At 64.0% G+C, this 24,344-nt stretch carries 23 protein-coding genes and 1 tRNA gene; 11 read left to right on the top strand and 13 right to left on the bottom strand.

From position 1 onward, the window contains the following. Positions 1–43: 43 nt before the first annotated feature. The gene (locus VRS74_RS06045) at positions 44–931 is read right to left on the bottom strand and encodes a DMT family transporter (protein WP_354144346.1); all 888 of its coding nucleotides are present in this window, start codon (positions 929–931) and stop codon (positions 44–46) included. 9 nt (positions 932–940) lie between these two features. Continuing rightward, a complete protein-coding gene (locus tag VRS74_RS06040; RefSeq protein WP_435521376.1) occupies positions 941–3,271 on the bottom strand; it encodes an NAD(+) synthase in 2,331 nt (776 codons plus the stop codon). Positions 3,272–3,427: 156 nt separating this feature from the next. Here VRS74_RS06040 and yghU point away from each other — a divergent pair, with 156 nt between their 5' ends. The 3 genes from yghU to VRS74_RS06025 all read left to right on the top strand — a co-directional run bounded on the left by yghU (position 3,428) and on the right by VRS74_RS06025 (position 5,852). Then, positions 3,428–4,279: a glutathione-dependent disulfide-bond oxidoreductase gene (yghU, locus tag VRS74_RS06035; RefSeq protein WP_354144345.1), complete on the top strand. Its 852-nt coding sequence runs from the start codon at positions 3,428–3,430 to the stop codon at positions 4,277–4,279. A gap of 72 nt (positions 4,280–4,351) precedes the next feature. Beyond that, positions 4,352–5,731, top strand: coding sequence for an MFS transporter (locus tag VRS74_RS06030; protein WP_354144344.1), 1,380 nt, complete (start codon positions 4,352–4,354; stop codon positions 5,729–5,731). A gap of 46 nt (positions 5,732–5,777) precedes the next feature. After that, positions 5,778–5,852: transfer RNA gene (locus tag VRS74_RS06025), tRNA-Gln, on the top strand. Between the two features lie 21 nt (positions 5,853–5,873). On the opposite strand, the gene VRS74_RS06020 is transcribed toward VRS74_RS06025, so the two are convergent. The 6 genes from VRS74_RS06020 to VRS74_RS05995 form a co-directional block, all read right to left on the bottom strand. Next, positions 5,874–6,545, bottom strand: a complete 672-nt coding sequence (locus VRS74_RS06020; protein ID WP_354144343.1) for a retropepsin-like aspartic protease family protein — start codon at positions 6,543–6,545, stop codon at positions 5,874–5,876. Positions 6,546–6,580: 35 nt separating this feature from the next. Beyond that, positions 6,581–7,567: an L-histidine N(alpha)-methyltransferase gene (gene egtD, locus VRS74_RS06015; protein WP_354144342.1), complete on the bottom strand. Its 987-nt coding sequence runs from the start codon at positions 7,565–7,567 to the stop codon at positions 6,581–6,583. After that, complete coding sequence (gene egtB, locus VRS74_RS06010; RefSeq protein ID WP_354144393.1) at positions 7,564–8,808, bottom strand: ergothioneine biosynthesis protein EgtB; 1,245 nt, start codon at positions 8,806–8,808, stop codon at positions 7,564–7,566. The genes egtD and egtB overlap by 4 nt, the downstream gene beginning before the upstream one ends. 94 nt (positions 8,809–8,902) lie before the next feature. Continuing rightward, on the bottom strand, positions 8,903–9,973 hold the full coding sequence (locus VRS74_RS06005; protein WP_354144341.1) for a GGDEF domain-containing protein: 1,071 nt from the start codon (positions 9,971–9,973) through the stop codon (positions 8,903–8,905). Positions 9,974–10,095: 122 nt separating this feature from the next. Then, positions 10,096–11,469: a class II 3-deoxy-7-phosphoheptulonate synthase gene (locus tag VRS74_RS06000; RefSeq protein ID WP_354144340.1), complete on the bottom strand. Its 1,374-nt coding sequence runs from the start codon at positions 11,467–11,469 to the stop codon at positions 10,096–10,098. A gap of 119 nt (positions 11,470–11,588) precedes the next feature. Continuing rightward, positions 11,589–14,579, bottom strand: a complete 2,991-nt coding sequence (locus VRS74_RS05995) for a M16 family metallopeptidase (protein ID WP_354144339.1) — start codon at positions 14,577–14,579, stop codon at positions 11,589–11,591. 96 nt (positions 14,580–14,675) lie between these two features. Here VRS74_RS05995 and VRS74_RS05990 point away from each other — a divergent pair, with 96 nt between their 5' ends. From VRS74_RS05990 to VRS74_RS05960, 7 genes are all read left to right on the top strand, one after another. Continuing rightward, on the top strand, positions 14,676–15,260 hold the full coding sequence (locus tag VRS74_RS05990) for a NifU family protein (protein ID WP_354144338.1): 585 nt from the start codon (positions 14,676–14,678) through the stop codon (positions 15,258–15,260). Between the two features lie 24 nt (positions 15,261–15,284). Continuing rightward, positions 15,285–15,893: a malonic semialdehyde reductase gene (locus VRS74_RS05985; protein ID WP_354144337.1), complete on the top strand. Its 609-nt coding sequence runs from the start codon at positions 15,285–15,287 to the stop codon at positions 15,891–15,893. A gap of 45 nt (positions 15,894–15,938) precedes the next feature. Next, on the top strand, positions 15,939–16,562 hold the full coding sequence (tsaB, locus tag VRS74_RS05980) for a tRNA (adenosine(37)-N6)-threonylcarbamoyltransferase complex dimerization subunit type 1 TsaB (protein WP_354144336.1): 624 nt from the start codon (positions 15,939–15,941) through the stop codon (positions 16,560–16,562). A 44-nt stretch (positions 16,563–16,606) separates the two neighbouring features. Beyond that, positions 16,607–17,050 (top strand): GNAT family N-acetyltransferase, encoded by a 444-nt coding sequence (locus tag VRS74_RS05975; protein WP_435521378.1) that lies wholly within the window; start codon positions 16,607–16,609, stop codon positions 17,048–17,050. 123 nt (positions 17,051–17,173) lie between these two features. Further along, positions 17,174–17,614 carry a Ros/MucR family transcriptional regulator gene (locus VRS74_RS05970; RefSeq protein WP_354144334.1) on the top strand — a complete coding sequence of 147 codons (441 nt, stop codon included), beginning with the start codon at positions 17,174–17,176 and terminating at the stop codon, positions 17,612–17,614. Between the two features lie 89 nt (positions 17,615–17,703). Continuing rightward, entirely contained in the window at positions 17,704–18,126 is a 423-nt protein-coding gene (locus tag VRS74_RS05965) for a Fur family transcriptional regulator (protein ID WP_354144333.1), read from the top strand. Further along, positions 18,098–18,985, top strand: coding sequence for a lysophospholipid acyltransferase family protein (locus VRS74_RS05960; RefSeq protein ID WP_354144332.1), 888 nt, complete (start codon positions 18,098–18,100; stop codon positions 18,983–18,985). Before VRS74_RS05965 ends, VRS74_RS05960 begins: the two co-directional genes overlap by 29 nt. A gap of 3 nt (positions 18,986–18,988) precedes the next feature. Here the strand turns inward: VRS74_RS05960 and VRS74_RS05955 are convergent, their stop codons facing one another. The 3 genes from VRS74_RS05955 to ybeY all read right to left on the bottom strand — a co-directional run bounded on the left by VRS74_RS05955 (position 18,989) and on the right by ybeY (position 21,411). Continuing rightward, the gene (locus VRS74_RS05955) at positions 18,989–19,873 is read right to left on the bottom strand and encodes a LysR family transcriptional regulator (RefSeq protein ID WP_354144331.1); all 885 of its coding nucleotides are present in this window, start codon (positions 19,871–19,873) and stop codon (positions 18,989–18,991) included. Positions 19,874–19,951: 78 nt separating this feature from the next. After that, positions 19,952–20,875 (bottom strand): hemolysin family protein, encoded by a 924-nt coding sequence (locus tag VRS74_RS05950; RefSeq protein WP_354144330.1) that lies wholly within the window; start codon positions 20,873–20,875, stop codon positions 19,952–19,954. Positions 20,876–20,895: 20 nt separating this feature from the next. Then, complete coding sequence (ybeY, locus tag VRS74_RS05945; RefSeq protein ID WP_354144329.1) at positions 20,896–21,411, bottom strand: rRNA maturation RNase YbeY; 516 nt, start codon at positions 21,409–21,411, stop codon at positions 20,896–20,898. Positions 21,412–21,684: 273 nt separating this feature from the next. Here ybeY and VRS74_RS05940 point away from each other — a divergent pair, with 273 nt between their 5' ends. Then, a complete protein-coding gene (locus tag VRS74_RS05940) occupies positions 21,685–22,506 on the top strand; it encodes a COG4705 family protein (protein ID WP_354144328.1) in 822 nt (273 codons plus the stop codon). Between the two features lie 63 nt (positions 22,507–22,569). Here VRS74_RS05940 and VRS74_RS05935 read toward each other — a convergent pair whose 3' ends face one another. Further along, complete coding sequence (locus VRS74_RS05935; RefSeq protein ID WP_354144327.1) at positions 22,570–23,019, bottom strand: GFA family protein; 450 nt, start codon at positions 23,017–23,019, stop codon at positions 22,570–22,572. Positions 23,020–23,213: 194 nt separating this feature from the next. Then, positions 23,214–24,158 carry a PhoH family protein gene (locus tag VRS74_RS05930; protein WP_354144392.1) on the bottom strand — a complete coding sequence of 315 codons (945 nt, stop codon included), beginning with the start codon at positions 24,156–24,158 and terminating at the stop codon, positions 23,214–23,216. Positions 24,159–24,344: the final 186 nt, after the last annotated feature.

Genomic DNA, 24,344 nt, shown 5'->3' with positions numbered 1-24,344 from the left:
CTAACGGCTCGTGCCGGAAGCGCAAGACTGCTCCTGTGGAGAGCTAGAAGCGGGCCTTCACCAGCAAGGGCTTGAAGATGTTCCGGCTCGGGCGAAGCACGATGATCGCCACGCCGACGATCGCCAGCGCGCACCCTCCGATAAGGCGCCAGCCGATCACGTCATCGGTGATCAGCGCCCCGAACACGATCGTCAACAACGGGGTCATCAAGGTGAGCGGCACCACAAGGTTGGCGTCGTTCTGCTGCAGCATCCGGTAATAGGCCGTGTGCGCCCCTACCGAGACGACGATGCTCGCAAAGAACAGCGCCCCGGCAAATTCGAGCGGCTGCGCCGCCACCGAAGCGAACTGCCCGCTCTCTGTCGCGAACGACAGGGGCGCGAGCACGACCACCGAAGCAAGGCCGGACCACGCCTGCATGGCGCGCGCATCGATCTCGATCCGCTTGAAGAAAACCGAGCCCAACGCGCCGATCACCGCCGCTGCGAACAGCAGCATTGCACCCTCGCCGCCGCTCATCCCCGCTGGCGATCCCATCGCGATCAGCACCCCCGCCAGCGTCAGCAAAATGCCCAGCCCGCGGCGCCAGCGCACCCTTTCGCCCAGGAAAATCATCGCGAACACCACCGTCATCGGCGCGCCCGACAGGCTGATGATGCCCGCTACCGAAGGCGAAGCGGTCTCCAGCCCCATGAACAGCAGCGCGAATGAGCCGCCCCCGATCGCCAGCCCGATCAGCAGCACCTTGCCCAGTTCCTTGGGCAGAGGGCGCAGGAGATAGGCCAACGCCACGACCACCAGCAGCGCGCGGGCGGAAGCGTAGAACAGCGGCGGTACGCCCAGATCGTCGACCACCAGCTTGCTCACCACCACGTTGAGCGACCACACCAGGTTGCAAAGCATCAGGACGAGGATCGTGCGCAGGCTCATCGGGTGCGCCTAACCATCCGCAGGCGGCAGCGCATCGCGCAGCTCCGCCAGCCAGACATCCGCCACCGCATCCGACGGCGCGCGCCAGTCGCCACGCGGGGACAGCGCCCCGCCCGCGCTCACCTTGGGCCCATTGGGGATCGCGCTGCGCTTGAACTGGCTGAAGCCGAAGAAGCGCCGCAGGAAATTCTCTAGCCAGTGGCGGATCGTCGCAAGGTCATACTCGTTCTTCTCCGCCTCGGGAAAACCGGCAGGCCACAGGCCGGCGCGCGCATCGCGCCAGGCATGCCATGCCAGGAAAGCGATCTTGCTGGGCCGCTGGCCCCAACGAATGGTGTGGTGCAGGAAGAAATCGTTGAGCTCGTAAGGCCCGATGATGCTTTCGGTGCTCTGGATCTCGCCGCTTTCGCCCGGCGGCACGAGTTCGGGCGAAATCTCGGTATCGAGGATCGACAGCAGCACTTCGTCGGTCGCGGAATCGAACTGTTCGGTGCTCACCGCCCAGCGGATCAGATACTGGATCAATGTCTTGGGAACGCCCGAATTCACCGCGTAATGGCTCATCTGGTCGCCCACGCCGTAGGTGCACCAGCCGAGCGCGAGTTCGCTGAGGTCGCCCGTGCCGATCACGAAGCCCGAATGATGGCCCGCAAGGCGGAACAAATAATCGGTGCGCAACCCCGCCTGCACATTCTCGAAGGTCACGTCATGCACCGGCTCGCCCGCCGCGAAAGGATGCCTCATGTCTTCGAGCATGCGCGTGGCTGCAGGGCGGATGTCTATCTCTTCTGCGGTGATGCCCAGCGCCTTCATCAGCTTCCACGCGTTCGATTTGGTGTGATCGGACGTGGCAAAGCCGGGCATGGTGTAGCCGCGAATGGTGCTGCGCGGCAGGCCCAGCCGGTCGCAGCATTTCGCCGCCACAATCAGCGCATGAGTCGAATCGAGCCCGCCCGAAACGCCGATCACCATCGATTTGGCATGGGTCGATTCAAGCCGCCGCATCAGCCCGTCGACCTGGATGTTGAAGGCTTCGTAGCAATCCTCGTCCAGCCGGTGCTGGCGATTGGGCACGAAGGGGAAGCGCCGGGTCGCGCGCACCAGCCCGCGATCGCCCCCGGTCGGCGCGAGTTCGAATGTGATTGTGCGAAAGCTGTCTTCGGGCCGCCCGGCCGCCTCGGCCGCGTCGTTGAAGGTCTGCATCCGCGCGCGCTCGGCCAGGATGCGCTCGCAATCGACATCGGCGATGCACAATTCGGCGTGAAGGCTGAAGCGTTCGCTCTCGGCCAGCAAATCGCCCAGTTCGTAGATCATGCCCTGCCCGTCCCAGGCAAGGTCGGTGGTGCTCTCGCCATGCCCGCTGGCGCAATAGAGATAGGCAGCTACCGCGCGCGAACTCTGCGCGCGGGCGAGCAGGTGCCGCTCGTCGGATTTGCCGATGGTGATATTGCTGGCCGAAAGGTTCGCCAGCACGGTCGCCCCGGCCAGCGCGCCGCGCGTCGAAGGCGGAGTGGGCGACCAGTAATCCTCGCAGATCTCGACGAACAGGCGGAAGCCCGGCAGGTTCTCCGCCGCGAAGATCAGATCGGTGCCGAAGGGAACCACGCTCCCCGCCACCGCGATCTCCATCCCCTTGATCTCGCGGCCATGCGCAAACCAGCGCTTCTCGTAATATTCGCGATAATTGGGCAGGAAGCTCTTGGGGATGACGCCGAGCAGCCTGCCGCGCGCGACCACCGCGGCGCAATTATAGATGCGCCCGTTGTGCCGCAGAGGTGCGCCGACCAGCAGCACCGGATCGAACTTGCCGCTCGCCGCCACGATTTCACCCAGCCCCGTCTCCACCGCATCGAGCAGGGCCGATTGCAGGTGCAGATCGTCGATCGCGTAGGAGGAAATGCAGAGCTCGGGATAGACCACCAGGTCCACCCCGGCCTCATGCGCGCGCTCCGCCTCGGCGAGTATTCCGGCGACGTTATAGGCGACGTCCGCCGTGCGCGATTTCGGCGTGCTGGTCGCTACGCGGACGAAGCCATGGCGGCGCATGTCGTAAAAGGGATGCGCACGGCTTTCTTCTTCAATTCTATCCTTATAGGATACTTCGTATCCTGCGGATGAATCCAGCGCGGGCGAAGGCTCCAGCCAGTCTTCAGGCGCGCAAATACCCAGTTCGGCCAGTCGCTTCTGCACCGGCGCACGCGCGATTTTCCCTTTGGCTTCCCAGCCATAGACGGTGCGGCTAGGCCACGGATCGCCATAGCGCGCGCCGAATTCCTCCGCCGAAAGCGGCGGTTCGTGCGCTTCGCGCCATTGGCGAATCTTGTGTCCCGCAAGGTGCATATCCCGCAAAGTATCCCTTTGGGATACCAATGGCAAGTGCTGCTTGCAGGGGTGAAAGCATTTGCCGCCATCCTCCATGCAGCCATTCCTTGCGCATGGCGGCGCGATGCGTAACTTCACATGCGAACGCTCAAACCAGCGACAAGGAACCCGCGCATGGCCGATGCCTATATCCCGCCCAAGATCTGGACCTATGACAAGGAAAGCGGCGGTCGCTTTGCCAGCATCAACCGACCGACTGCCGGGGCGCAAGTCGAGAAGGCATTGCCGGTGGGCGAGAACCCCTTCCAGCTCTATTCGCTGGCGACCCCCAATGGGGTCAAGGTTACGGTTATGCTCGAGGAATTGCTCGAGCTGGGCCACCAGGGCGCCGAATACGATGCCTGGCTGGTCAACATCGGCGCCGGTGACCAATTCACCTCCGGCTTCGTCGGGCTCAACCCCAATTCGAAGATACCCGCACTGGAGGATCGCAGCGGCGAAGTGCCGTTCCGCGTGTTCGAGTCCGGCGCGATCCTGGTCCATCTGGCGGAGAAATTCGGCGAGTTCCTGCCAACCGAACCCGCCGCGCGCGCCGAAACGATGAGCTGGCTGTTCTGGCAGGTTGCCTCCGCCCCCTTCATCGGCGGCGGCTTCGGCCATTTCTACGCCTATGCGCCGGAGAAGTTCGAATATGCGATCAATCGCTATTCGATGGAGACCAAGCGCATCTTCGACGTTGCCGACCAGCGCCTCGCCGAAAGCCGCTTCCTCGCAGGCGACGAATACACCATCGCCGACATCGCCAATTATCCGTGGTTCGCGATCTTCGTGGCGGGGGTGGCCTATAACGACGCCAAGACCTTCCTCTCGATCGACGAATACAAACACGTCGCGCGCTGGGTGCAGGAGATCTCCGCACGCCCAGCAGTGCGCCGCGGGCGGATCGTCAACAAGGCCACGGGTGAGGACAACAAGAAGCTGCCCGAGCGCCATTCAGCGGCCGATTTCGAAGGCAAGGATATTTGAGCACTCTTGTGCGTTTGGCTGTCGGGGCGAACATGATAACCCACGCCCTACCAGTCTAGCAGGGAGACGCGATTGGCCCGAACTCCGCCTGAGCGCATCGGACTGAAAGAGAAGCTGGGCTATGGCGTGGGCGACCTCGCCTCAGGCCTCTATCTCAACTTCTTCGGCTTCTTCCTGCTCTATTTCTATGTCGACTTGCATGGCCTCGCACCCGCGGCAATCGGCCTGATGCTGCTGCTGACCAAGCTGGTCGATGCGGTGACCGACCCGATGATGGGGATGATAGCAGACCGCACGCGCAGCCGCTGGGGCAGATACCGGCCTTACCTCCTGTTCGGGGCAGTGCCGTTTGGCCTGTTCGGCGTGCTGGTGTTCGCAGTGCCCGATTTGAGCCAGGGCGGGATGCTGGTGTGGGCCTATGTCACCTACACCATGGCCATGGTGGTCTATACGGTGGCGAACGTGCCCTATGGCGGCTTGCTTGGCGTGATATCGCCCAGCGCGACGCAACGTGCGAGCGTTACCGCCTGGCGCATGTTCTTTTCAGCCACTGCGGGCATCATGATCGGTGTGCTCGCAACCACGCTGGTGCGCGAGTTGGGCGGAGGCGACGAAGCGCGCGGCATCATGCTGACCATGGGCTGCATCGCGGTGGTCTCGGTCTTCTGCCTGTTGACCACTTTCGCCACCACGAAAGAGCGCATTCCCCCTGCGGCGCAGAACGGATCGATCGGTGGCGACTTGAGGGAACTCCTGCGCACCGGCCCATGGATCGCCGTGGCGGTCGCAGCGATCATGGGGGTGATCGCCATCGCTTCGCGCGCGGGCAGCGCGCTGTTCTATTTCAAATATGTCGTAGGGGATGACGGCACGCCGGTGTTCTTCTTCCTCGACCGCGTCGCGCTGTTCTACACCGCGCTGGCCCTGGGCCAGGTGAGCGGCGTGATCCTCGGCAACTTTCTCCAGCGGCGTTTCGAGAAGGCGCATCTGATCATCGCCGCGGGCGCGCTCAAGGCGAGCGCGATCGTGCTGTTCTACATGTTGCCGCTCGATGCAGTGTGGCCGCAAACCCTCGTGCAATATTTCGTCGGGGTCGGCTTCGGCATACTGATGGTGCTCGCCTTCGCGATGTTCACCGACATCGCCGAATATGTCGACTGGCGTTCAGGCAAGCAGATGACTGGGCTGGTCGTTTCCGCTTCGATCTTCGCTGTTAAGGCCGGGGTAGCATTGGGCGCGGCCGTACCCGGCTTCGTGATGGGGCTGACAGGCTTTGTCGCGGGCGAGAGCCAGTCCGAACAGGCAATGATGGGAATCAACCTTGCATTCGCGCTGATTCCGGCCGCCGCGCTGATACCCGGCGGGATTGCGATGATGTTCTACCGGCTCGACCGGCGGCTGATCGCCACTGTGGAAAGCGAGCTTGCGACGCGCCGCGAATTACCCGGCTGATGGGCCTTCACATTGCTTTCGAAGCCGCTATAGAGCGCCCCTCTGCTGGGGTGTAGCCAAGCGGTAAGGCAGCGGTTTTTGGTACCGCCATGCGCAGGTTCGAATCCTGCCACCCCAGCCAGATATCTCGATCCTGCAGCGCCTACTGCCAGTCGCCCTCGGGCTCCGGCACGCGCGGCACCAATATCATCGTGGTGCCTTCCACCCGCCACGACGCGAGCCGCGAAAGCAGGTTCATGCCCACCACATTCGTATCGCCCAGCGTGGGGGCAATCACCACGTCGAGCCCGCGCGCCGCGACATTGCCGAAGCGGATCTCGCCCGCGGTTGCGAGATGCGCGCCGACCGGTCCATTGGCGGTGTTGATGGTGACCGGCAGGCCGCCGCGGCGCGGCTCAAGCCCGGCGCGATCGGCCAGCCCTTTCGACACGGCGGTGAGCGTGGCCCCGGTATCGATCAGGAAATTGGCGGGGACGCCATTGAGCTGCGCCTGCAGCCAGTAATGCCCATCCGGCGCCATCGCGATGCGCGTCTCGCCGCCTTCGACCACTTGCTCGGGGAGGCCGATCTGCGGCACCGCCACTTCCAGCCGCGAATCGAAGCGCGACAGCTGCAGCACCACCAGCACCAGCACGCCCGCGAGCACTATTGTGCTGCCCCGGCGCACGAGCTGGCCGAGCGGCAACTGGCGGCGCACCATCAGGCTACCAATCCAGCTCAGCCCGATTGCCGCGACAACCAGCAGCAGCAGGCCCGAGCGCGGGACCGCAGCGAGCGTCATCGCGAGATATTGCCAGGCGGATTCGATCGTCATTCAGAGGATATAGGAAGCGCGGCTGGCTTGGTCCATCACGGCGCGCTGCGCGGGAGCGTGGCGTCGGCCAGCACCAATGCGAAGCGCCCTTCGCTGTCGGTCCAGCAGCGAATGGGCGTCCACCCCCCTGCCAGAAGCAGCATATTGCCCGTGCGCCGATCGAACTTGTGGCTATTCTCGGTGTGGATGCTCTCGCCCGCGCGCATCGCGAAATGCCGCCCCGAAACAGTGAAGGCGATATCGCGCGTGGCCACAAGATGCATCTCGATCCGCGCGATATCGTCATTCCAGCGCGCCTCGTGCCGCAAGGCGTCGAGCGGGATATCGCCATCGAGTTCGCGGTTGATCCGGCGGACCAGGTTGAAATTGAACGCGGCCGTCACGCCTGCCGCATCGTCATAGGCAGCGACCAGCACTTCCGGATCCTTGATCTGGTCCACCCCGATCAGCAGCTTGGCGCCCTCGCCCAGCGTTTCGCGCATGGTGCGGAGCAGGTCCACTGCGGTGCGCGCGACCATGTTTCCAATGGTCGAGCCGGGGAAGAAACCGAGCTTGGGAAGTTCCGCGACTTCGCCGGGTAATTCCACCCGCCGCATAAAGTCAGCCTCGACCGGATAGACCGGCAGGCCCGGGAATTTGGCGGCGAGATCTGCCGCCGAGGCGCGCAGGAAATCGCCGGAGATATCGAGCGGCACATAGGCCGCAGGCGCGATCGCGGAAAGCAGCAGCGGGGTCTTGACCGAGCTGCCCGATCCGAATTCCACCACCGCGCGGCCCGGCCCGATCAGCTCGGCGAACGCCTTGCTGCGTCCGGTCAGAATCTCGGTCTCGGCCCGGGTAAGGTAATATTCGGGGAGCTGGGTGATCTCCTCGAACAGGCGCGATCCGGCATCGTCATAGAACCATCGCGCTGGCACCGCCTTCTGCGGCTCCGTCAGGCCCTGCAGCACGTCGGCGCGGAAGGCGCGGTCGACGCCGTCCTCGTCCAGATTGACCAGCGCAATGCCTTTGCGCGGGCTCATGCGAGATCCCTCGCCAGCCTCAGGCCGGTGAACTGCCAGCGCTGGTGCGGGTAGAAGAAATTGCGATAGGAAGCGCGCGAATGCCCGCGCACCGTGGCGCAACTGGCACCCTTGAGCACGAACTGGCCGCTCATGAACTTGCCATTGTATTCGCCCACCGCGCCTGCGGCGGGCTTGAAGCGCGGATAGGGGAGATAGGCCGAACGCGTCCACTGCCAGCCATCGCCGAACATGCCTTCGCTGCCGCCGGGCAATACCGGCTCCGCTCGGTCGAGCTGGTTGCCGCTTGCGGGATCGCCCAGCTGGCCGATTGCTTCCCATTCGGACTCGGTCGGCAGCCTCATCCCCGCCCAGCTGGCGAAGGCGTCAGCCTCGAAATAGGAGATGTGCGTGACCGGCGCGTTCAGATCGCGCGCCTGCCAGCCCTGATGGGTGAAATACTCCTCATCACGCCAATAGAGCGGCGCGGTGATCGCTTCACGCTGGACCCATGCCCAACCGTCGGACAGCCACATCGAAGACGTGCGATAGCCGCCATCCTCGATGAACTCGCTCCACTCGCCATTGGTGACGAGCCGGTTCGACAGCGCGAAGGGCTCAAGCAGCACACGATGGCGCGGCCCTTCATTGTCGAAAGCGAAGCCGAAGCCGTCATGGCCGATCAGTGCGATGCCGCCCGGATGCTCATGCCAGCCCGCTGCGACGCGTTCCTCCGCCGGCTTTGGCGCCCCCTCCCACATAGCGGGGCCAAGAGGATTGCAGAACAGCGCGTGCTTGATATCGGTCAGCAGCAATTCGATGTGCTGCTGCTCATGCGCGATGCCCAGTTCGACGAGCGAGGAAAGCTCCTCACGCCCGAGCAGCGCCTCCATCGCCGTGGTTACATGCGCGCGCCAGGCCAACACTTCCTCAAGCGAAGGGCGCGACAGCATCCCGCGCGAGAAACGCGCGATCCGCGCGCCTTCGCCCTCGTAATAGGAGTTGAACAGGAAGGGCCAGCGCTCGTCATACAGGCGATATCCCGCTGCATGATCGCGCAGCAGGAACGTCTCCCAGAACCAGGTGGTATGCGCCAAATGCCACTTGGCGGGCGATGCGTCTTCCATCGACTGGATCGTCGCGTCGGCGTCGCTGAGCGGAGCGACCAGCGCCTCCATCAGCGCACGTGTCGCATGGAAGCGATCCGCCAATGGCGCGCTCGCTTCGGCCAGCGAACGTGCGAAGGGTTCGGGCACGGGCATCTCCTGCGGCAACCGATCCATGGTCGGGATCATGCCCCATAGAGCTTGCAATTGAAAGACAAGCCGCGCTGCGCCATGCAGTGCCGATTGCGCGTCAGGCCGCCATGCGCACGGTGTTCCTGCCTTGATCCTTGGCCTGGTAAAGTGCCTGGTCCGCCCGCGCGAACAGCCCCAACCCGCTGTCTTCGTTGCGCATGGTGGCAAGGCCCACGCTTATCGTCACCGGCGGCGCCCCGATCCCTGCGCCGCGTTCGGCCACAGCCTGCCGCAAGCGTTCGGCCAGCGCGCGCGCGACGGACACATCCGCTTCGCGTGCGATCCACACGAATTCCTCTCCGCCGATGCGCCCTGCCACATCGCCCGCGCGTGCCTGCTGGCGCAGGATCTGCCCGATGTTTCGCAGCACATCGTCGCCCACCGGGTGCCCGTGAATGTCGTTGACCTGCTTGAAATAGTCGATGTCGAGCATGATCACCGCCAGCGGCTCGCCGCTCTGGCGCGAACGGACAATGAGCCGGTCGAGCTCCGCCATCACCCTTCGGCGATTGGCAAGGCCTGTGAGCGGGTCCGTATTGGCCAGTTCGCGCGCCTTGCGCGCTTCGCGCAGGGCGATGTCGCGTGACTGGGCGAGGCCCTTTTCGCGCCGGGATTGTTCGGTGATGTCGGTCACCACGCCCAGCACGCGCCGCGAACGGGTAGCCAATGCGCCGATGTGCCGAGCACGAACCGCGAGCACCCGCATCGATCCGTCGAGCCGCATGATCGCGAACCGCAAGGAAAACGGCTTCGACTCGTCCTGCCGGGCCATCACCATCGAAACGAGGTCGACGCCGTTTGCCGCAAGCAAGGTTTCGGCATCGCCGGGTAGGAATATCTCGTCCTGCCCCAAGCCGAAGATGTTCCGAAGCCCGGGCGACCATTCGTGCCGCCCTTCGTCCGGGGAATATTGCCACAGGCCAATCGCGGCGATCTCCTCGGCCGATGCGGCCAGCCGCTTCGCTTCATCCAATTGCCCGTTGATCCGTTCCGCATCCTTCGACGCGGCAATGCTCTCACGCTTCAGCCGTGAACAGCACGCCCACAGCCAACAGCATAGTAACAGCAAAGCGCCATGCAGCCCCGCCAGGGCCAGCAGGGCCTCGCTCGATTCTCCTAAAAACCGCACCCTCTGGCGCCTCCTCGTTAACGAGGAAGCTCCCTAAAGCGTCGAGGCTCAAGAAAGGCGCGCGCCTGCCTCCGCAATTGCGCGTAGGTTGGCGATGGAGTCCCGGTAGCGCCGGGCGTGGTTCAGGCGGCGTCCGCCTGCCGCTCGCCCGCCTGCTGGTTAAGCATTTCGGCGAGCAGGAAAGCCAGCTCCAGCGATTGCGCCGCGTTGAGCCGCGGGTCGCAATGCGTGTGATAGCGATCGCCCAACGCATCGTCGGTGATCGCCACCGCACCGCCAACGCATTCGGTCACGTCCTGCCCGGTCATCTCGATATGGATGCCGCCCGGATGGGTGCCTTCGGCGCGGTGGACCGCGAAGAAGCCCTTCACTTCGGACAGGATGCGGTCGAACGGGCGAGTCTTGTAGCCGCTGTCGGACTTTATGACGTTGCCGTGCATCGGGTCGCAGCTCCATACCACCGGATGGCCTTCGCGCTTCACGGCGCGCACCAGCCGCGGCAGGCCTTCCTCGACCTTGTCGTGGCCGAAGCGGCTGATCAGCGTGATCCGCCCGGCTTCGCGCGCAGGATTGAGCGTGTCGAGCAGGCGCAGAAGCGCATCCGATTCAAGGCTGGGCCCGCACTTCATGCCGATCGGATTGCCGACGCCGCGCAGGAACTCGACATGCGCCGATCCTTCGAAGCGGGTGCGGTCGCCGATCCACAGCATGTGTGCCGAGCAATCGTACCAGTCGCCCGTGAGCGAATCGCGCCGCGTGAGCGCTTGCTCGTAAGGGAGCAACAGCGCCTCATGGCTGGTGTAGAAGCTGGTGCCCTGCAATTGCGGCACGGTCGCCGGATCGATCCCGCACGCTTCCATGAAGTCGAGCGCTTCGCCGATCCGGTCGGCGACGTCGCTAAAGCGGTCGGCCCAAGGCGTGCGGCCCATGAAATCGAGCGTCCACTGATGCACCTGGCGCAGGTTCGCGTAACCGCCGCCGGCAAAGGCGCGCAGCAGGTTAAGCGTGGCCGCAGCTTGCGAATAGGCCTTCACCATCCGCGCCGGATCGTTGCGGCGCGCTTCGGGTTCGAACTCGATGCCGTTGATATTGTCGCCGAGGTAGCTCGGCAGGGTCACGTCGCCCTGCGTCTCTGTGGGCGAGCTGCGCGGCTTAGCGAACTGGCCCGCCATGCGCCCCACCTTAACGACGGGGCGCTTGCTGGCAAAGGTCATCACGACCGCCATCTGCAGCAGCACGCGGAAGGTATCGCGGATATTGTTCGGATGGAACTCGGCAAAGCTTTCGGCGCAATCGCCGCCCTGCAGAAGGAAGCCGTGGCCCTGCGCCACATCGGCCAATTCCGCCTTCAGCGCGCGCGCTTCACCCGCGAAGACGAGCGGCGGATAGGTCGCAAGCGTGGTCTCCGCTGCGGCCAGTTCGGCTGCATCTTCATATTGCGGCAAGTGCCGCGCTTCATGGGCCTTCCAGCCCTCGGGAGTCCAATTCTGCGCCACGTTCACTGTCTCTGTAAGGTCAATCGAGCAGGCGCGGTTACACGCGCCGTCTCAGAAATGCAAAGTTGATCGGGCCGAAACGATAACAAAATTTCAAGCCCATTCCCAAGCCAGACTTGTCAGCGCCCCGAGATAGCGGGCACCTGCGGGTGCTTCGCCTCGGTACGCTCGTTGTCGTTTGCCGCCCGCGCCAGCTCCTGCCCTTCGGGAATTACCGCCAGTCGCCAGCCCGGTCGCCCGCCAAAATAACGGCGTGCGAGCAGCTGCATGATCTCGCCCCGCGTCGCCGAATGGTCGGCCACAAGGCTGCGGATCAGCTCGACCCGGCCCGGATCGCTGGTCGCGCCTTCGAGCTGGAGCAGGATGAACATATTGCTGGTCATCGCGCGGTTATAGAGCTGGCCCAGCGGCTGCGCCGCGCGTTGTATTTCGTCTTCGCTGGGCGGGTTCTCGACCAAGTCCTGCGCGATCCGGTCTGCTTCGGCGAAGAACACCGGCACGTCCTTGGGCCGCAGCTGCGCCAGTGCGCGGATCGTCCCGCCGCCGGGCAAATCGGTCGGCCAGTCGGAGATCGCCGCCGGGGCATAGCTCGCACCCAGCCGTTCGCGCAGCGCATCCATCAGCCTGTTGTTGAACAGGTCGACCAGGATCGACAGCTGGCGGGACTCGCGCAGGCGCGCCGTGCCCCCTCCAGTGGGCCAGGCGATGACCGCCGCGGCCTGGTCTGCATCGCCGCGATGCTTCAGCACCACCGGCGCACCATTGTCTGCGTCAGGGAATGCAGGCACGCGCGCTGCCACTTCGGGGCTGAGCGGCACGCGCGGCGGCAAGGCGCCAAAGGTGCGGCGCAAGGTTTCGACCACGGCCTCGCGGTCGAACTCGCCGATCACGAGTATTTCGACCGGCCCTTCGGCCATCCGCGCTTCCCAGAACTCGCGGAAACCCTCAGGCGTGGTGCCCTTCATCATCGCCGGATCGGGCGTGGCAAAACGCGCATCCTTGTCGCGGACGAGATATTCGAGATCGCGTGCCAGCACGCCTGCGGGGCTGGTGGCGTAAGACGCATAGCCGATTTCCGCCGCCGCCTTGGCGCGCAGCACGGGGTTGCGGTCCCAGCGCGGCATGCCGAGCTTGGCGGCGAAGAGGTAGAGCTGGTCGGCAACGTCGGCAGATCGGGTCTGCGCGCCGAAACTGAACACGGCATCGCCGATCTCGAAATCGAATGCCATCTTGCGCCCGGTCACGAGGCGGTCGAGATCGTCCTCGTCGAGCTCGCCGATGCCCGAGGAAACCAGCGCCATTTCGCCCAGCGTGGCATAGGGTGCAGTGGCATCGGTGAAGCTGCGATAACCGCCGCCGAACCGCACCTTGACAGAGACGCGGCCCGGCTCGTCATTGTTCGACCACACGATCGCTTTCACTCCATTGGCGAAATCGACCTGCTCGATATCGAGCAGGCCCAGCGGCTTGCGCTCGACGATCTCGCCAGGCTTGCCGACGGGCGGCAGCTTGTCGAAAGAGATGGTGCGATTGGCCAGCCGCGAGGCGCCATCGGGATCGGCATCGCGGGCCAGCGCCAGCCGCAGCTGCGCCGCACTCGCTTCGTCACCCTGCGGAGTGACGTAGATGCCGCGCACCACATCGCCTTCGAACAGCTTGCGCGTATGCTCGAACACATTGGCAGGGTTGAACCGCGCCCGCATCCCGCGGAAGATCGCCAGCGCCGTCTCAGGCGACGCAACCGTCTCGCGGATATCGAGCGCGCGCACGATATTGTCGGCCAGCTTGGCCCCGGCGAGCACCTTGCGCTGTTCGACCTCGCTCGCGAAAGTGGTGTCGAACTGCGCCACTTCGCGGTCGATCTCTTCCTGTGTGGGCGGGTGCGACAGCGCATCGGCAATCACGCCGCGCACGTCGGCCAGCGCTGCCTGCCAATCGCCGTCGAGCGGCGCGAAGCTGACGAAAGTGGCGTCGGCGGAGCGCGAGATGTCGTCCTGCTGCACTTCTGCGTAGAGGTAGCTGCCGCCGCTCCGCGCGCGCGATTCCAGCCTGCGATTGATGATCGCTTGCGACACCGCATCGAGCATCAGCCCTTCATTATAGACCACCGTGTCCTGCACCTGGCGCCATGGCCGCATCACGGCATAGGTCATGTTGCGCGGCATGTCGGCTTCCACCGCCACCGCCACTTCGCCGATTGGATTACTGCCGTCCGCACCGGCAGGCGCCAGAGGATCGCCGAAATCGGGTGCGGGCACTGCCGGGCCTTGCCCGTGCCAATCGCCGAAATAACGTTCGATCAATCGGGCGAACTGGACCGGGTCGACATCGCCCACAACCACGATCACGGTGTTCTCCGGGCGGTACCAGCGCTGGTGGAATGCCTCGAGGCTGGCCTGGTCGGTTGCGCGCAGAGTGGCTTCGGTTCCGATCGGGCGGCGATTGGCCAGCCGTTGCCCGGCGAACAGCGTCGCCAGCGTCTGCTCGCTCACACGTTGCCCCGCCCCGCTCTGCTCGCGCATTTCGGCGAGCACGATCGGCACTTCAGCGGCGATATTGGCGTTGCTCAGCACCGGTTCGCGCACCATGCCGGACAGCAGCTTGAAGCTCTCTTCCAGCCCCTCGGGCGTGATCGCCGGCAGGTCGATCTTGTAGACCGTGTGCGTCGGCGTGGTTTCGGCATTGGTGTCATGCCCCAGCGTCGCGCCCAGCCGCTGCCAGGTCGGGATCGCTTCGCCCGATCCAAGGTATTTGCTCTCGCGGAACAGCATATGCTCGAGCAGGTGCGCATAGCCCTGCTCCTTGTCGGTTTCGTGCAGCGAACCGGCGTCGATCCGGATCCGGATCGAAACCTGCCCCGGCGGCACGCCATTCTCGCGCACTGCATAGCGAAGTCCGTTCTTCATCTCGCCGAACAGCCACTCGCGATCGACGGGGATGTCGCTGCCCTGATAGAGCCACGGCACTTCGTCGCCAGATTGCAGCGAGGCTGGCGGCGCTTGCGGAGCGGGCACAGCAACAGGTGCCTCTTGCGCAGCAAGCGGAAGCGGGGCGGCCAGCGGGGAAACCAGCAGGGCGAACGCGCCGATGGCGCAGAACAACGCAGTCATGGGCGCGACTATAAGGGTTCAACAGGTGAAGGGATAGTGAATGGAGCGCGGCTTTGCCCGCTTGCCGCGGCGCTGCGCCGTACCTACATGGACTGCATGTTCATCGAGACCGAAACCACGCCGAACCCCGCCAGCCTGAAGTTCCTGCCCGGGCGGCAGGTGATGGCCAGCGGCACGCGCGAATTCGCCACGCCCGAAGCCGCCGAAGCAAGTCCGCTGGCGCAAGCGATCTTCGATACCGGCGAAGTAACCAACGTGTTCTTCGGCAGCGATTTCATCAGCGTGACCGCCGCACCCGGCACCGGCTGGACCGCGCTCAAGCCGCAGGTGGTCGCGATCCTGCTAGATCATTTCGTGTCCGAAGCCCCGCTTTTCGCAGGCGGCGACGCCTCGGGGATCAGCGTTCCGCCCGAAGCTGACGAGGCGCTGCTGGTCGAGGAAGACCCGGCCGATGCCGACATCGTAGCACAGATCAACGAGCTGCTCGAAACCCGCGTCCGCCCTGCGGTGGCAGGCGATGGCGGCGACATCGCCTATCGCGGCTTCAAGGACGGGGTCGTCTATCTCACGCTGCAGGGCGCCTGTTCGGGCTGTCCATCCAGCACCGCCACGCTCAAGCACGGGATCGAGGGGCTGCTCAAGCACTACGTGCCCGAAGTTATCGAAGTTCGCGCCGCCTGAAGCGCGCCAGCCGGGGGGCAAGCCATGACCAAGCAATTCCACGATCACGTGCTGTCCAGCGAAGCGCTTGACCAGCTCTTCAACGAAGCGCGCACCTATAACGGCTGGCTCGACAAGCCGGTTACCGACGCGCAACTCCATGCGATCTACGACCTGATGAAGATGGCGCCCACTTCGGCCAACATGCAGCCGGCGCGGATCGTGTGGGCGAAGTCGCGTGCCGCCAAGCAGAAGCTCGCCGATTGCGCGTCCGAAGGGAACAAGGCCAAGATTCTGGCCGCGCCCGTCACTGCGATTGTGGCCTATGACATCGACTTCCACGAACAACTGCCCTGGCTGTTCCCGCACACCGACGCGAAGAGCTGGTTCGAAGGCAATGAGGAAGGCCGCAAGGAAGGCGCTTTCCGCAATTCCTCGCTGCAAGGCGCCTACCTGATCCTCGCTGCGCGCGCGCTCGGGCTCGATTGCGGGCCGATGTCGGGCTTCAGTCCTGACGCGGTCAACGCCGCCTTCTTCGGCGACGAACCGCGCCACCGGGTGAACTTTATCTGCTCGATCGGCTATGGCGACCCCGCCAGTATTTTCGACCGCAGCCCGCGCCCCGCCTTCGACAAGTTCAACCGCATCCTGTGATTTGACACGCTTGAACCGCGCGCAGGCTTGAGGCATCGCGCGGGGATGCGCACGCTAGCGATAGAAACCGCCACTGAAGCCTGTTCAGTCGCTCTGTTCGACGGGACGGAGCTCATCGCACGCGACCACCGCGTGCTGGGCCGCGGCCATGCCGAACAGCTCGTGCCGATGATTGCTGCGCTGCCCGGCAAGGGCGAGGCCGGGCGCATTCTCGTGTCGCGCGGCCCGGGCAGCTTCACAGGGGTCCGGATCGGGATCGCGACTGCGCGAGCGCTGGGTTTCGCCTGGAAGGCCGAAGTGCTGGGCTATCCCACACTCGCGCTGGTGGCCGCGATGGCTCGCGCCGATCTTCCGGACCAGCCCGTCACTGTTTGCATGAACGGCGGACACGGCGAATGTTTCGTGCAGGATTTCGGCGACGCGGGGCCGCTTGGCGAAGTGCACTCGCTTGCGCCGGCTGAAGCCGCCGCCTCATGCCGCTCCAAGCTCGTCGCCGGCAATCGCGCAAAGGAACTGGCTGAGCTTCTGGGCGGCGGCGCGACCGCGCTCGACATATTGCCGGATGCAAGCGCGGTGCCGCTCCTGCACGAAAGCACCCTCGGCAGTGACCTCACTCCGATCTATGGGCGCGGCCCCGATGCAAAGTTGCCCGGCGAGGCCAAGGCGTAATGAGCGGCCCCATCCATCCTCCGCTTTGCCGGGTCGACCAGATCATGGAGGTGATGCAGGCGGCCTTCGATCCGGCCTGGGGCGAGGCATGGAATCGCCGACAGATCGAAGACTCGCTGGCCATGCCGAATGTCTTCGTCTTGCTTGTCGACTCCTCGGGCGATTTGGTTAACGCCGATGCCGGCGCGTCCGGATTGGCAGCCGGCTTCGTGCTCGCTCGCCATGCACCCGGTGAAGAAGAATTGCTGCTGATTGCGGTGCGGCCGGAGTTTCGCCGGAGAGGTATTGGTGAGGCGCTGATCCGTCAACTTGCGCAGGATGCCCGGGCGCGCGGGGCAGAACGTATCTTTCTGGAAATGCGCGAGAACAACCCCGCATCTTCGCTCTATCACAAGGTCGGATTCGAGCCGATTGGGCGACGCAAGGCCTATTACTTGTTTGCCGATGGCACCCGCATGGACGCGATTACTTTCGGCCTTTCGATTTGATCATCACAATTACTAGTTAAGGTAAATTTATCCACCTTCTGTGGTTGCAAATTCACGGGTCGAGGTTCATGTATTTTTGGTCGGAGCAAAAATCCGATCAAAAGAAAGAAATACGAGGAACTCATGGATACGACTGAAGCAGAAATGAAGGAGACGCTGATCACGCTCACTTCCGATATTGTTGCCGCGCATGTCAGCAACAATAATGTCGGTGTTGAAGACGTGCCGTCTCTGATCACCAATGTGTTTGCAGCCTTGTCATCGCTTGGCGGCGCCATGCCGGTGAAGGAAGAGCGGCCCGAACCTGCTGTGTCGGTGCGCTCGTCGGTGAAGAAGGATCACATCGTCTGCCTCGATTGCGGCAAGAAGATGAAGATGCTCAAGCGCCACCTGTCGACCGAACACGGCATGACGCCAGAACAGTACAAAGCGCGGTGGGACCTGGGGTCGGATTATCCGCTCGTTGCTCCCGACTATGCCGACACTCGGCGCAAGCTGGCCAAGCAGATCGGCCTGGGCAAGATGCCCGGCCAGAAGCGCGGTCGGCGCAAGAAAGCCGCCTGATCCGGCTTGCCTGCAGCTTGAGGTGAGCGCCATGTGCCGATACAGGGTATCGGATCACTGAGCGCTCACCTTACCCGGCGGAGGGATATTTGCCGCAAAAAATCGATCTTGAACAATTGTGTGCCGACAAGGGGCTGCGCATCACCGAGCAGCGCCGCGTGATTGCGCGCGTCCTGTCGGAAAGCGAAGACCATCCCGATGTCGAGCTGCTGCACCAGCGCTCGTCGGCGATCGATCCGAAGATTTCGATCGCCACGGTCTATCGCACGGTGCGCCTGTTCGAAGAGGCCGGCATTCTCGACCGCCACGATTTTGGCGACGGGCGCGCGCGCTACGAAGCTGCTCCCGAAGCGCACCATGACCATCTGATCGACGTCGAAACGGGCAAGGTCGTCGAATTCGTCGATCCCGAGCTCGAAGCTTTGCAGCGGGTCATTGCCGAACGACTCGGTTATCGCCTGGTCGACCACCGGATGGAGCTTTATGGCGTCCGCCTCTCGCGCGACGACTGACGCCGAGTTGCGCGCCGCCGCAGCGCGCGGCGAACCAACCCCGATCAGCCCGATGGGATGGGCCCGGCTGTGCTGGCGCGGGCTGCTACTGGTTCTGGCATTGCTCGTGCTCACGCCGCTGCATTACCTTTTCCGTACCCTCGCCTATGGCTCCCCCTTCCCGATGTATTTCCTGCGCTTTGCCGCATGGGTGGCGGGAGCGCGGGTGAAGGTAGTGGGCACGCCGCTCAAGCGCGACGTGTTCTTCATCGCCAACCATATCTCCTGGATCGACATCCTCGCACTCGCCGGGGCGAGCGGCACCGCTTTCGTTTCCAAGGCCGAGCTGGGCGATGTGCCGGTGGTGGGCTGGCTCGCCCGCCTCAACCGCACGGTCTTCGTCAAGCGCGAGAACCGCATGGGCGTGGCGGCGCAGATCAACGACCTGCGCGAGGCGCTGAGCGACAACTGGTCTGTCACCGTCTTCCCCGAAGGCACCGTTACCGACGGGCAGTCGCTGCTGCCGTTCAAGACCAGCATGCTGCGTGTGCTTGAGCCTCCGCCGGCGAACGTGCTGGTCCAGCCGGTAATGCTCTATTACGGCGAGATCGCCGAATGGATCGGCTGGGTGGGCGATGAAAGCGGGGTCAACAATGCCAAGCGCGTGCTCGCGCGACGCGGCTCCTACCCGCTCGAACTCCACTTCCTCGAGCCGTTCAGCCCCGAGGACCACCACGGGCGCAAGGCGATCGCCGCAGAGGCGCGCAACCGCATCGAGGAAGCTCTCGTGAACGCGCTCGGCAAGCCACTGCGCGATTTCGAGTTCTCGGTCGGTCCGGTCCGTTACCAGGCGCCCGAACGCAACATCCCGATCGAATAGGGCTCAAAGCCCGGCGCTGATCAGCCAGTCGTGGAACAGCCGCACCGGGCGCGATTCAAGCGCGGTCGGCTTGCAGACGAACCAGTAGCTATAGGGGCTTTCGACTTCGACCCCATAGAGGTTGGTCAGGCGGTTGTCCCCGGCACGGCGGAAGTGATCGTCATGCATGATCGCGATGCCCAGCCCCTGCGCCGCGGCAGCGAGCATCAGCTGGCCCGAATCGTAATGGTCGATCGCGGCCGGATCGAAGTCGACGAGGCCCAGTTCGTTCTTCCACGCCTCGAAACTGGCAGGAAGCTCGTTGTGGATCAGGAAGGTCTGCTTTGCCAGCTTGGCCGGGTCGACCTCCGTGCCCAGCGCTTCCGCCATCTCCTTGCTGCAGATCGCATGCACCATGTTGTGATCGAGCCTCACCGCATGCAGTCCCCGTTCGGGCCCGCGCGACAGGATGATCGCAGCGTCGAGCGTATCGCCCACGCGGTCTTCCAGATGCGGCCCGGTATCGATGTCGATATGCAGCAGCGGGTGCCGCTTGCGCAGTTCCCGCAAGTGCGGGAACAGCCGCTGGCTGCCGAACAGCGGGAGCACGCCCAGCCTGAGCCGTAGCAGCGAGATATTGTCCGACTGGCTTTCCACCGCCCGCGCCAGCGCTTCCATGTGCGGGTTGACCGCTTCGTAAAAGGCCTGCCCCTCGTCGGTCAGCTGCATCGACTGCCGCGCACGAGTGAACAGCTTCTTGCCGACGAAATCCTCGAGATTGCTGATCCGCCGCGACAGCGCCGAGGGGCTCAGGCCGATCTCTTCCGCCGCCGCGCGCGCCGAGCCAAGGCGCACGGTGCGCATGAAGGCCTCTAGGGCGCGCAGGGGCGGAAGGCGGCGAGTGGGCATCATCTCTCTCTTAATCCTGCTGCAGATACGCGCCACCCACCAAAAAGGGTGCAAAAAATCGAACCTGCTGCGAGTTTTTTATTCGTCGCTTGCCGTTTCTGCATCTGCGGGAGCGTGCAGGCGCAGCCGGGTGACATGCGTTTCGTCACCCGCAGTCACTTCGATCCGCCAGCCGCTGGGATGCTGGACCACAGCACCCACCGAGGGGACCTGCTCGGCCAGGACATAGGCAAGCCCGCCCAGAGTATCGACCGACTCCTCGACTTCGGCGAGGCGCGGATCGACCAGTTCGGCGACATCGTCGAGCTCTGCCCGTGCATCGCAATCCCACATGCCCTCGCCGATCGGCACGATCAGCGCTTCGGGCGCGTCGTCGTGCTCGTCTTCGATGTCGCCGACGATTTCCTCGACCAGGTCCTCGATCGTTATAAGCCCGTCGGTGCCCGAGAATTCGTCGACCACGATCGCGAGGTGCGTACGCTTGGCGCGCATGTCTGCCAGCACGTCGAGCGCACCGCGGACCTGCGGCACATAGAGCGGCTGGCGCATCAGCGTGGTCCAGTCCTTCGGCGGCGGAATACGGTCGGCCAGATAGGGGAACACATCCTTGATGTGGATCATCCCGATCACATGGTCGAGCGTGTCGCGATAGACCGGCATGCGCGAATGGCCGTGCTCGCTAAAGGCCGCGACCATGTCTTCCCAACTGATCGTGGCCTCGACCGCGATGATCTCGCTACGCGGCACGGCGACATCGTCCGCATCGTGTTCGCTGAAATGCAGCAAATTGCGGAACATCTGGCGCTCGACCGACGAGAGATCGCCGCTGGCACTTTCGGGTGCGGTTTCCGAGCCCTGTTCGTCTTCGTGTTCGTCGATCGCCTCTTCGAGCTGCGCGCGCAGCGAGCGATCGCCCTCGCCGATCTTCAGGAATTTGCGCAAGGCGGGCAAAAGCCCGCCGCTACTGTCCGCGTCTCCGGCGGGGGATGGGGAATCGGGCATGGCCCTGCAAAGCGTCCTTCTCAAGTTTCGCGGTCACCATATGGGTCAGCGATACCCACTTTTGCAAGTATCGCTATCTCCAGTGCTTCCATCTTGTCCGCATCTTCATCGCCGGTCTCATGGTCGAAGCCGGCAAGATGGAGCAATCCGTGAACGATCAGATGCGTTGCGTGATGTTCGAGCGGCACGCCCTTTTCCTCCGCCTCGCGCGCGCAAGTCTCATATGCCAGCGCCAGATCACCCAAGAGCAAGGGGGGCATTTCGGGCGGGCCGTCCGGGGCGAGCGAGAGCAATTCCTCGCGCTCGAGCATCGGAAAGCTCAGCACATTGGTGGGCTTGTCGCGCTGGCGCCATTCGCGGTTGAGCGTGCGCACATCCTCGTCGGAGGTGAACAGCAGGCTGGTGTAGAGGCGCGGATTGGCGAGTTCGGGCACGATAGCGCCGCAAGCCTGCGCCGCGCGTTCGGCCAGTTCCTCCCACTCGCGCGCTTTTGTATCCGGGCCAGGCCAGCCCTCGATGTCGATATCGAGCTGCATCAGGCCGCCCCGTACGCCGGATCGCAGCCAGCGATGCGACACATGCGACACTGTCTTAAAGCAAAAAAGCCTGTGCCCCGCGCAGACCTGCAAAAACCGGCGAAACGAAGGACTGGCAATGCGTGGCTCATGCCTGCCACCTAGCGCGGACAGCGCGAGTAGGAAAGAAGAGGTGTTGGAGCGGATTCCTCACGTAGGTGCGAGGATGCCATTCAAGCACCGTTCATGGCGAAAGGCGCTCTGCTTGGACTCCCTGATTGCGCGAGGTCCTGCATGGATTCGGTCGAGCGTGACGCACTGAGCAAGGTCCCAGCCATCACTCTGGGCTTCTGGGTCATCAAAATATTGGCAACGACCTTCGGCGAAACCGCCGGTGATGCCGTGAGCATGAGCTGGCTGGGCGAAACGACCGCTCAAGCGGGGCATTCCGGCATTAACGGTTACCTTGTTGGAACCGCTATCTTCGCCGCAGCCCTCGCGCTGCTGGTGGCAGCCCAGATCAGGGCGCGCCAATTCCATCCGTACCTGTATTGGAGCACTATCGTCGCCTCGACGACGGTGGGAACAACCATGGCGGATTTCGCGACCCGGTCGATGGGGATTGGCTATCCCGGTGGATCGATCCTGCTTCTTGCGTTGGTGCTGGGCAGCCTGGCCGCTTGGTATCGCGCGCTCGGTTCTGTCAATGTTGCCGACGTCCACGAACCCCGTTCTGAGGTTTTCTACTGGATAACGATCACCTTCTCGCAAACGCTCGGCACCGCACTAGGGGACTGGGTGGCGGACGGCTCGCTCGGCTATCTCGGCGCGGCAGCGATTTTCGGTGCGCTGCTTGCCATCATCGCGCTGTGTTATTGGAAGACCGCAATCGACCGCGTCATTCTGTTCTGGGCCGCGTTCATCCTGACGCGCCCGCTTGGCGCAACGGTGGGAGACTTCCTCGACAAGCCGATTGCAAAGGGAGGGCTTGAGTTCAGCCGAACTACCGCATCGGCGGTGCTCATCGGCACGATCATTCTGCTCATTCTGCTCGTCCCGCAACGAGCGCACAAGGGAGCCACTTCCGCTCAGCCAAAAGCCACCGAACCTGCGTAGCGCTTCGGTCAGTGAGTAACCAAAAGCGGAAAAGCGCCATTCAACACATTTATGGCGTAACGATCACTCTGGCACCGTCTCGCCCGAACCGCCAAACTCGATTGGGAAGTCGCGATATTTGGGCAAGCCGTCCATCATTGGCAGAACGGTCTCCGCATAGTTGACGTGAAGGATCGGCTCGAATTCAAGGCCGGGCAGAGTTGCCGCCATCACATCAACCACGCCCAGGGTGGGGTGTGCGATCATGAGGTGGCCGCCGCAGTTGCGGCAGAACTGGCGGTGGCTGATGCTTTCCCGGGTCTTGTGGAAAGTTGCCACTTGTTGCGCGCCTTGCGTAATCCGGACATCCTCCGCAGCCCAGATCGTCGAGCAATGGATCGGACTCGCAGACCAGGATCGGCAGGACTCGCAGTGGCAATATCCCATCGCGGCTGGCGCCCCGGTTGCCTCGATCGCGACCGCTCCGCAAAAGCAGGTTCCGACATACAGCGGGCCTTCGTCTTCGGCTTTCATTTGGCATTCTCCATTGGCCGATTTCGCAAGGAAGCGGTTGGGCACGCGATCTCACCGCAGTGACAGGACTCAATCTATCCTTCGGTGCAAATTCCCATAAGGGAACTGAGAAGAAGCAACCATGGCAAATGCTTCCACCACGCAGGCGAGCCATTCGCCTATCGACCCCAGAAAAGCTTGCTGTCCTCGCTCCGCTACTCCGCCTTGCCTTCATAGGCTTCGACGATCCGGCCCACGATCGGGTGGCGCACCACGTCCGCCGCGGTGAAGCGCGTCACTGCGATGCCATCGACGCCTTCGAGCCTCCCCACCGCATCGGCGAGCCCGCTCATCCGGTCGCCGCCGGGGATATCGACCTGCTTCGGGTCGCCGCACACCACCATGCGGCTGTTCTGGCCGAAGCGGGTGAGGAACATCTTCATCTGTTCGCGCGTGGTGTTCTGCGCCTCGTCGAGGATGATGAAGCTGTCAGCCAGCGTGCGGCCGCGCATGAAGGCGATCGGCGCGATCTCGATCTCGCCGCTGGCCAGCCGCCGCTCGACCTGCTCGGGCGGCATGCAGTCATACAGCGCGTCGTAAAGCGGGCGCAAATAGGGATCGACCTTTTCCTTCATGTCGCCGGGCAGGAAGCCGAGCCGCTCGCCCGCTTCCACCGCCGGGCGGCTCAGGATCAGCCGCTGCACGCTGCCGCTGATCAGCTGCGCCACTGCCTGCGCCACCGCGAGGTAGGTCTTGCCGGTGCCCGCCGGGCCGAGCGCGAAGATGATGTCGTCACGCGCGAGCTGGCGCATGTAGGGGATCTGGTTGGCGCTGCGCGGAACGATCGTCTTGCGGCGCGTGCGGATCATGATCGGCGGCGCATCGAGTTCGCCGCTTATGATCCCTTCCAGCGTCGGCTCGTTCGACATGGCGATCAGCGATTCGATCGCCCCGGCGTCGAGGTCCTCGCCCCGCGCCAGCCGGTCATACATGGTCTGGAGCACGTCGCGGGCGCGCGCCACGCTGTCTTCCGGCCCCTCGATCACAACCCGGTCGCCGCGCGCCGAGATGAAAGTGCCGAGCCGGTTCTCCACCTGCACGAGGTTGGCGTCGAACTGTCCGAACAACGGGCCGAGCAGCGACTGGTCTTCGAAGCTCATCTCGGTCCGGGCGCGGCGCGGTTCGCGCGCGACTTCTGGAAAGGCGGATACGGTGTTTCCGGGTCCGCGGGCGGGCTTGCTGGCAGGTTTGCGGGCCATGCGCTCCTTTCGACTTAAGCGAGTCGGAATCTAGGCTCGAATGCGGCCAAGGCAAGCGAACCCCCGCAACGTGGCAGTGGAAAGTAA

Origin of the sequence: Altererythrobacter litoralis (assembly GCF_036324225.1) — a bacterium.
In the GTDB taxonomy this organism is placed as follows: Bacteria; Pseudomonadota; Alphaproteobacteria; order Sphingomonadales; family Sphingomonadaceae; genus Erythrobacter; species Erythrobacter litoralis_A.
Note: the sequence above shows the minus strand (reverse complement) of the source record. Positions and strands in the feature narration are given on the sequence as shown.

Excerpts from the sequence above, each read along its gene's own strand:
- VRS74_RS05970 (WP_354144334.1), top strand. The coding sequence starts at position 17,174 with ATGGATACGACTGAAGCAGAAATGAAGGAGACGCTGATCACGCTCACT.
- VRS74_RS05930 (WP_354144392.1), bottom strand. The coding sequence starts at position 24,158 with ATGAGCTTCGAAGACCAGTCGCTGCTCGGCCCGTTGTTCGGACAGTTC.
- VRS74_RS05990 (WP_354144338.1), top strand. The coding sequence starts at position 14,676 with ATGTTCATCGAGACCGAAACCACGCCGAACCCCGCCAGCCTGAAGTTC.
- VRS74_RS05940 (WP_354144328.1), top strand. The coding sequence starts at position 21,685 with ATGGATTCGGTCGAGCGTGACGCACTGAGCAAGGTCCCAGCCATCACT.
- egtD (WP_354144342.1), bottom strand. The coding sequence starts at position 7,567 with ATGAGCCCGCGCAAAGGCATTGCGCTGGTCAATCTGGACGAGGACGGC.
- VRS74_RS05935 (WP_354144327.1), bottom strand. The coding sequence starts at position 23,019 with ATGAAAGCCGAAGACGAAGGCCCGCTGTATGTCGGAACCTGCTTTTGC.
- VRS74_RS05960 (WP_354144332.1), top strand. The coding sequence starts at position 18,098 with ATGGCGTCCGCCTCTCGCGCGACGACTGACGCCGAGTTGCGCGCCGCC.
- VRS74_RS05975 (WP_435521378.1), top strand. The coding sequence starts at position 16,607 with ATGGAGGTGATGCAGGCGGCCTTCGATCCGGCCTGGGGCGAGGCATGG.
- VRS74_RS05950 (WP_354144330.1), bottom strand. The coding sequence starts at position 20,875 with ATGCCCGATTCCCCATCCCCCGCCGGAGACGCGGACAGTAGCGGCGGG.
- VRS74_RS06040 (WP_435521376.1), bottom strand. The coding sequence starts at position 3,271 with ATGCACCTTGCGGGACACAAGATTCGCCAATGGCGCGAAGCGCACGAA.
- yghU (WP_354144345.1), top strand. The coding sequence starts at position 3,428 with ATGGCCGATGCCTATATCCCGCCCAAGATCTGGACCTATGACAAGGAA.
- VRS74_RS06020 (WP_354144343.1), bottom strand. The coding sequence starts at position 6,545 with ATGACGATCGAATCCGCCTGGCAATATCTCGCGATGACGCTCGCTGCG.
- ybeY (WP_354144329.1), bottom strand. The coding sequence starts at position 21,411 with ATGCAGCTCGATATCGACATCGAGGGCTGGCCTGGCCCGGATACAAAA.
- tsaB (WP_354144336.1), top strand. The coding sequence starts at position 15,939 with ATGCGCACGCTAGCGATAGAAACCGCCACTGAAGCCTGTTCAGTCGCT.
- VRS74_RS05955 (WP_354144331.1), bottom strand. The coding sequence starts at position 19,873 with ATGCCCACTCGCCGCCTTCCGCCCCTGCGCGCCCTAGAGGCCTTCATG.
- VRS74_RS06045 (WP_354144346.1), bottom strand. The coding sequence starts at position 931 with ATGAGCCTGCGCACGATCCTCGTCCTGATGCTTTGCAACCTGGTGTGG.
- VRS74_RS05985 (WP_354144337.1), top strand. The coding sequence starts at position 15,285 with ATGACCAAGCAATTCCACGATCACGTGCTGTCCAGCGAAGCGCTTGAC.
- VRS74_RS05995 (WP_354144339.1), bottom strand. The coding sequence starts at position 14,579 with ATGACTGCGTTGTTCTGCGCCATCGGCGCGTTCGCCCTGCTGGTTTCC.
- egtB (WP_354144393.1), bottom strand. The coding sequence starts at position 8,808 with ATGCCCGTGCCCGAACCCTTCGCACGTTCGCTGGCCGAAGCGAGCGCG.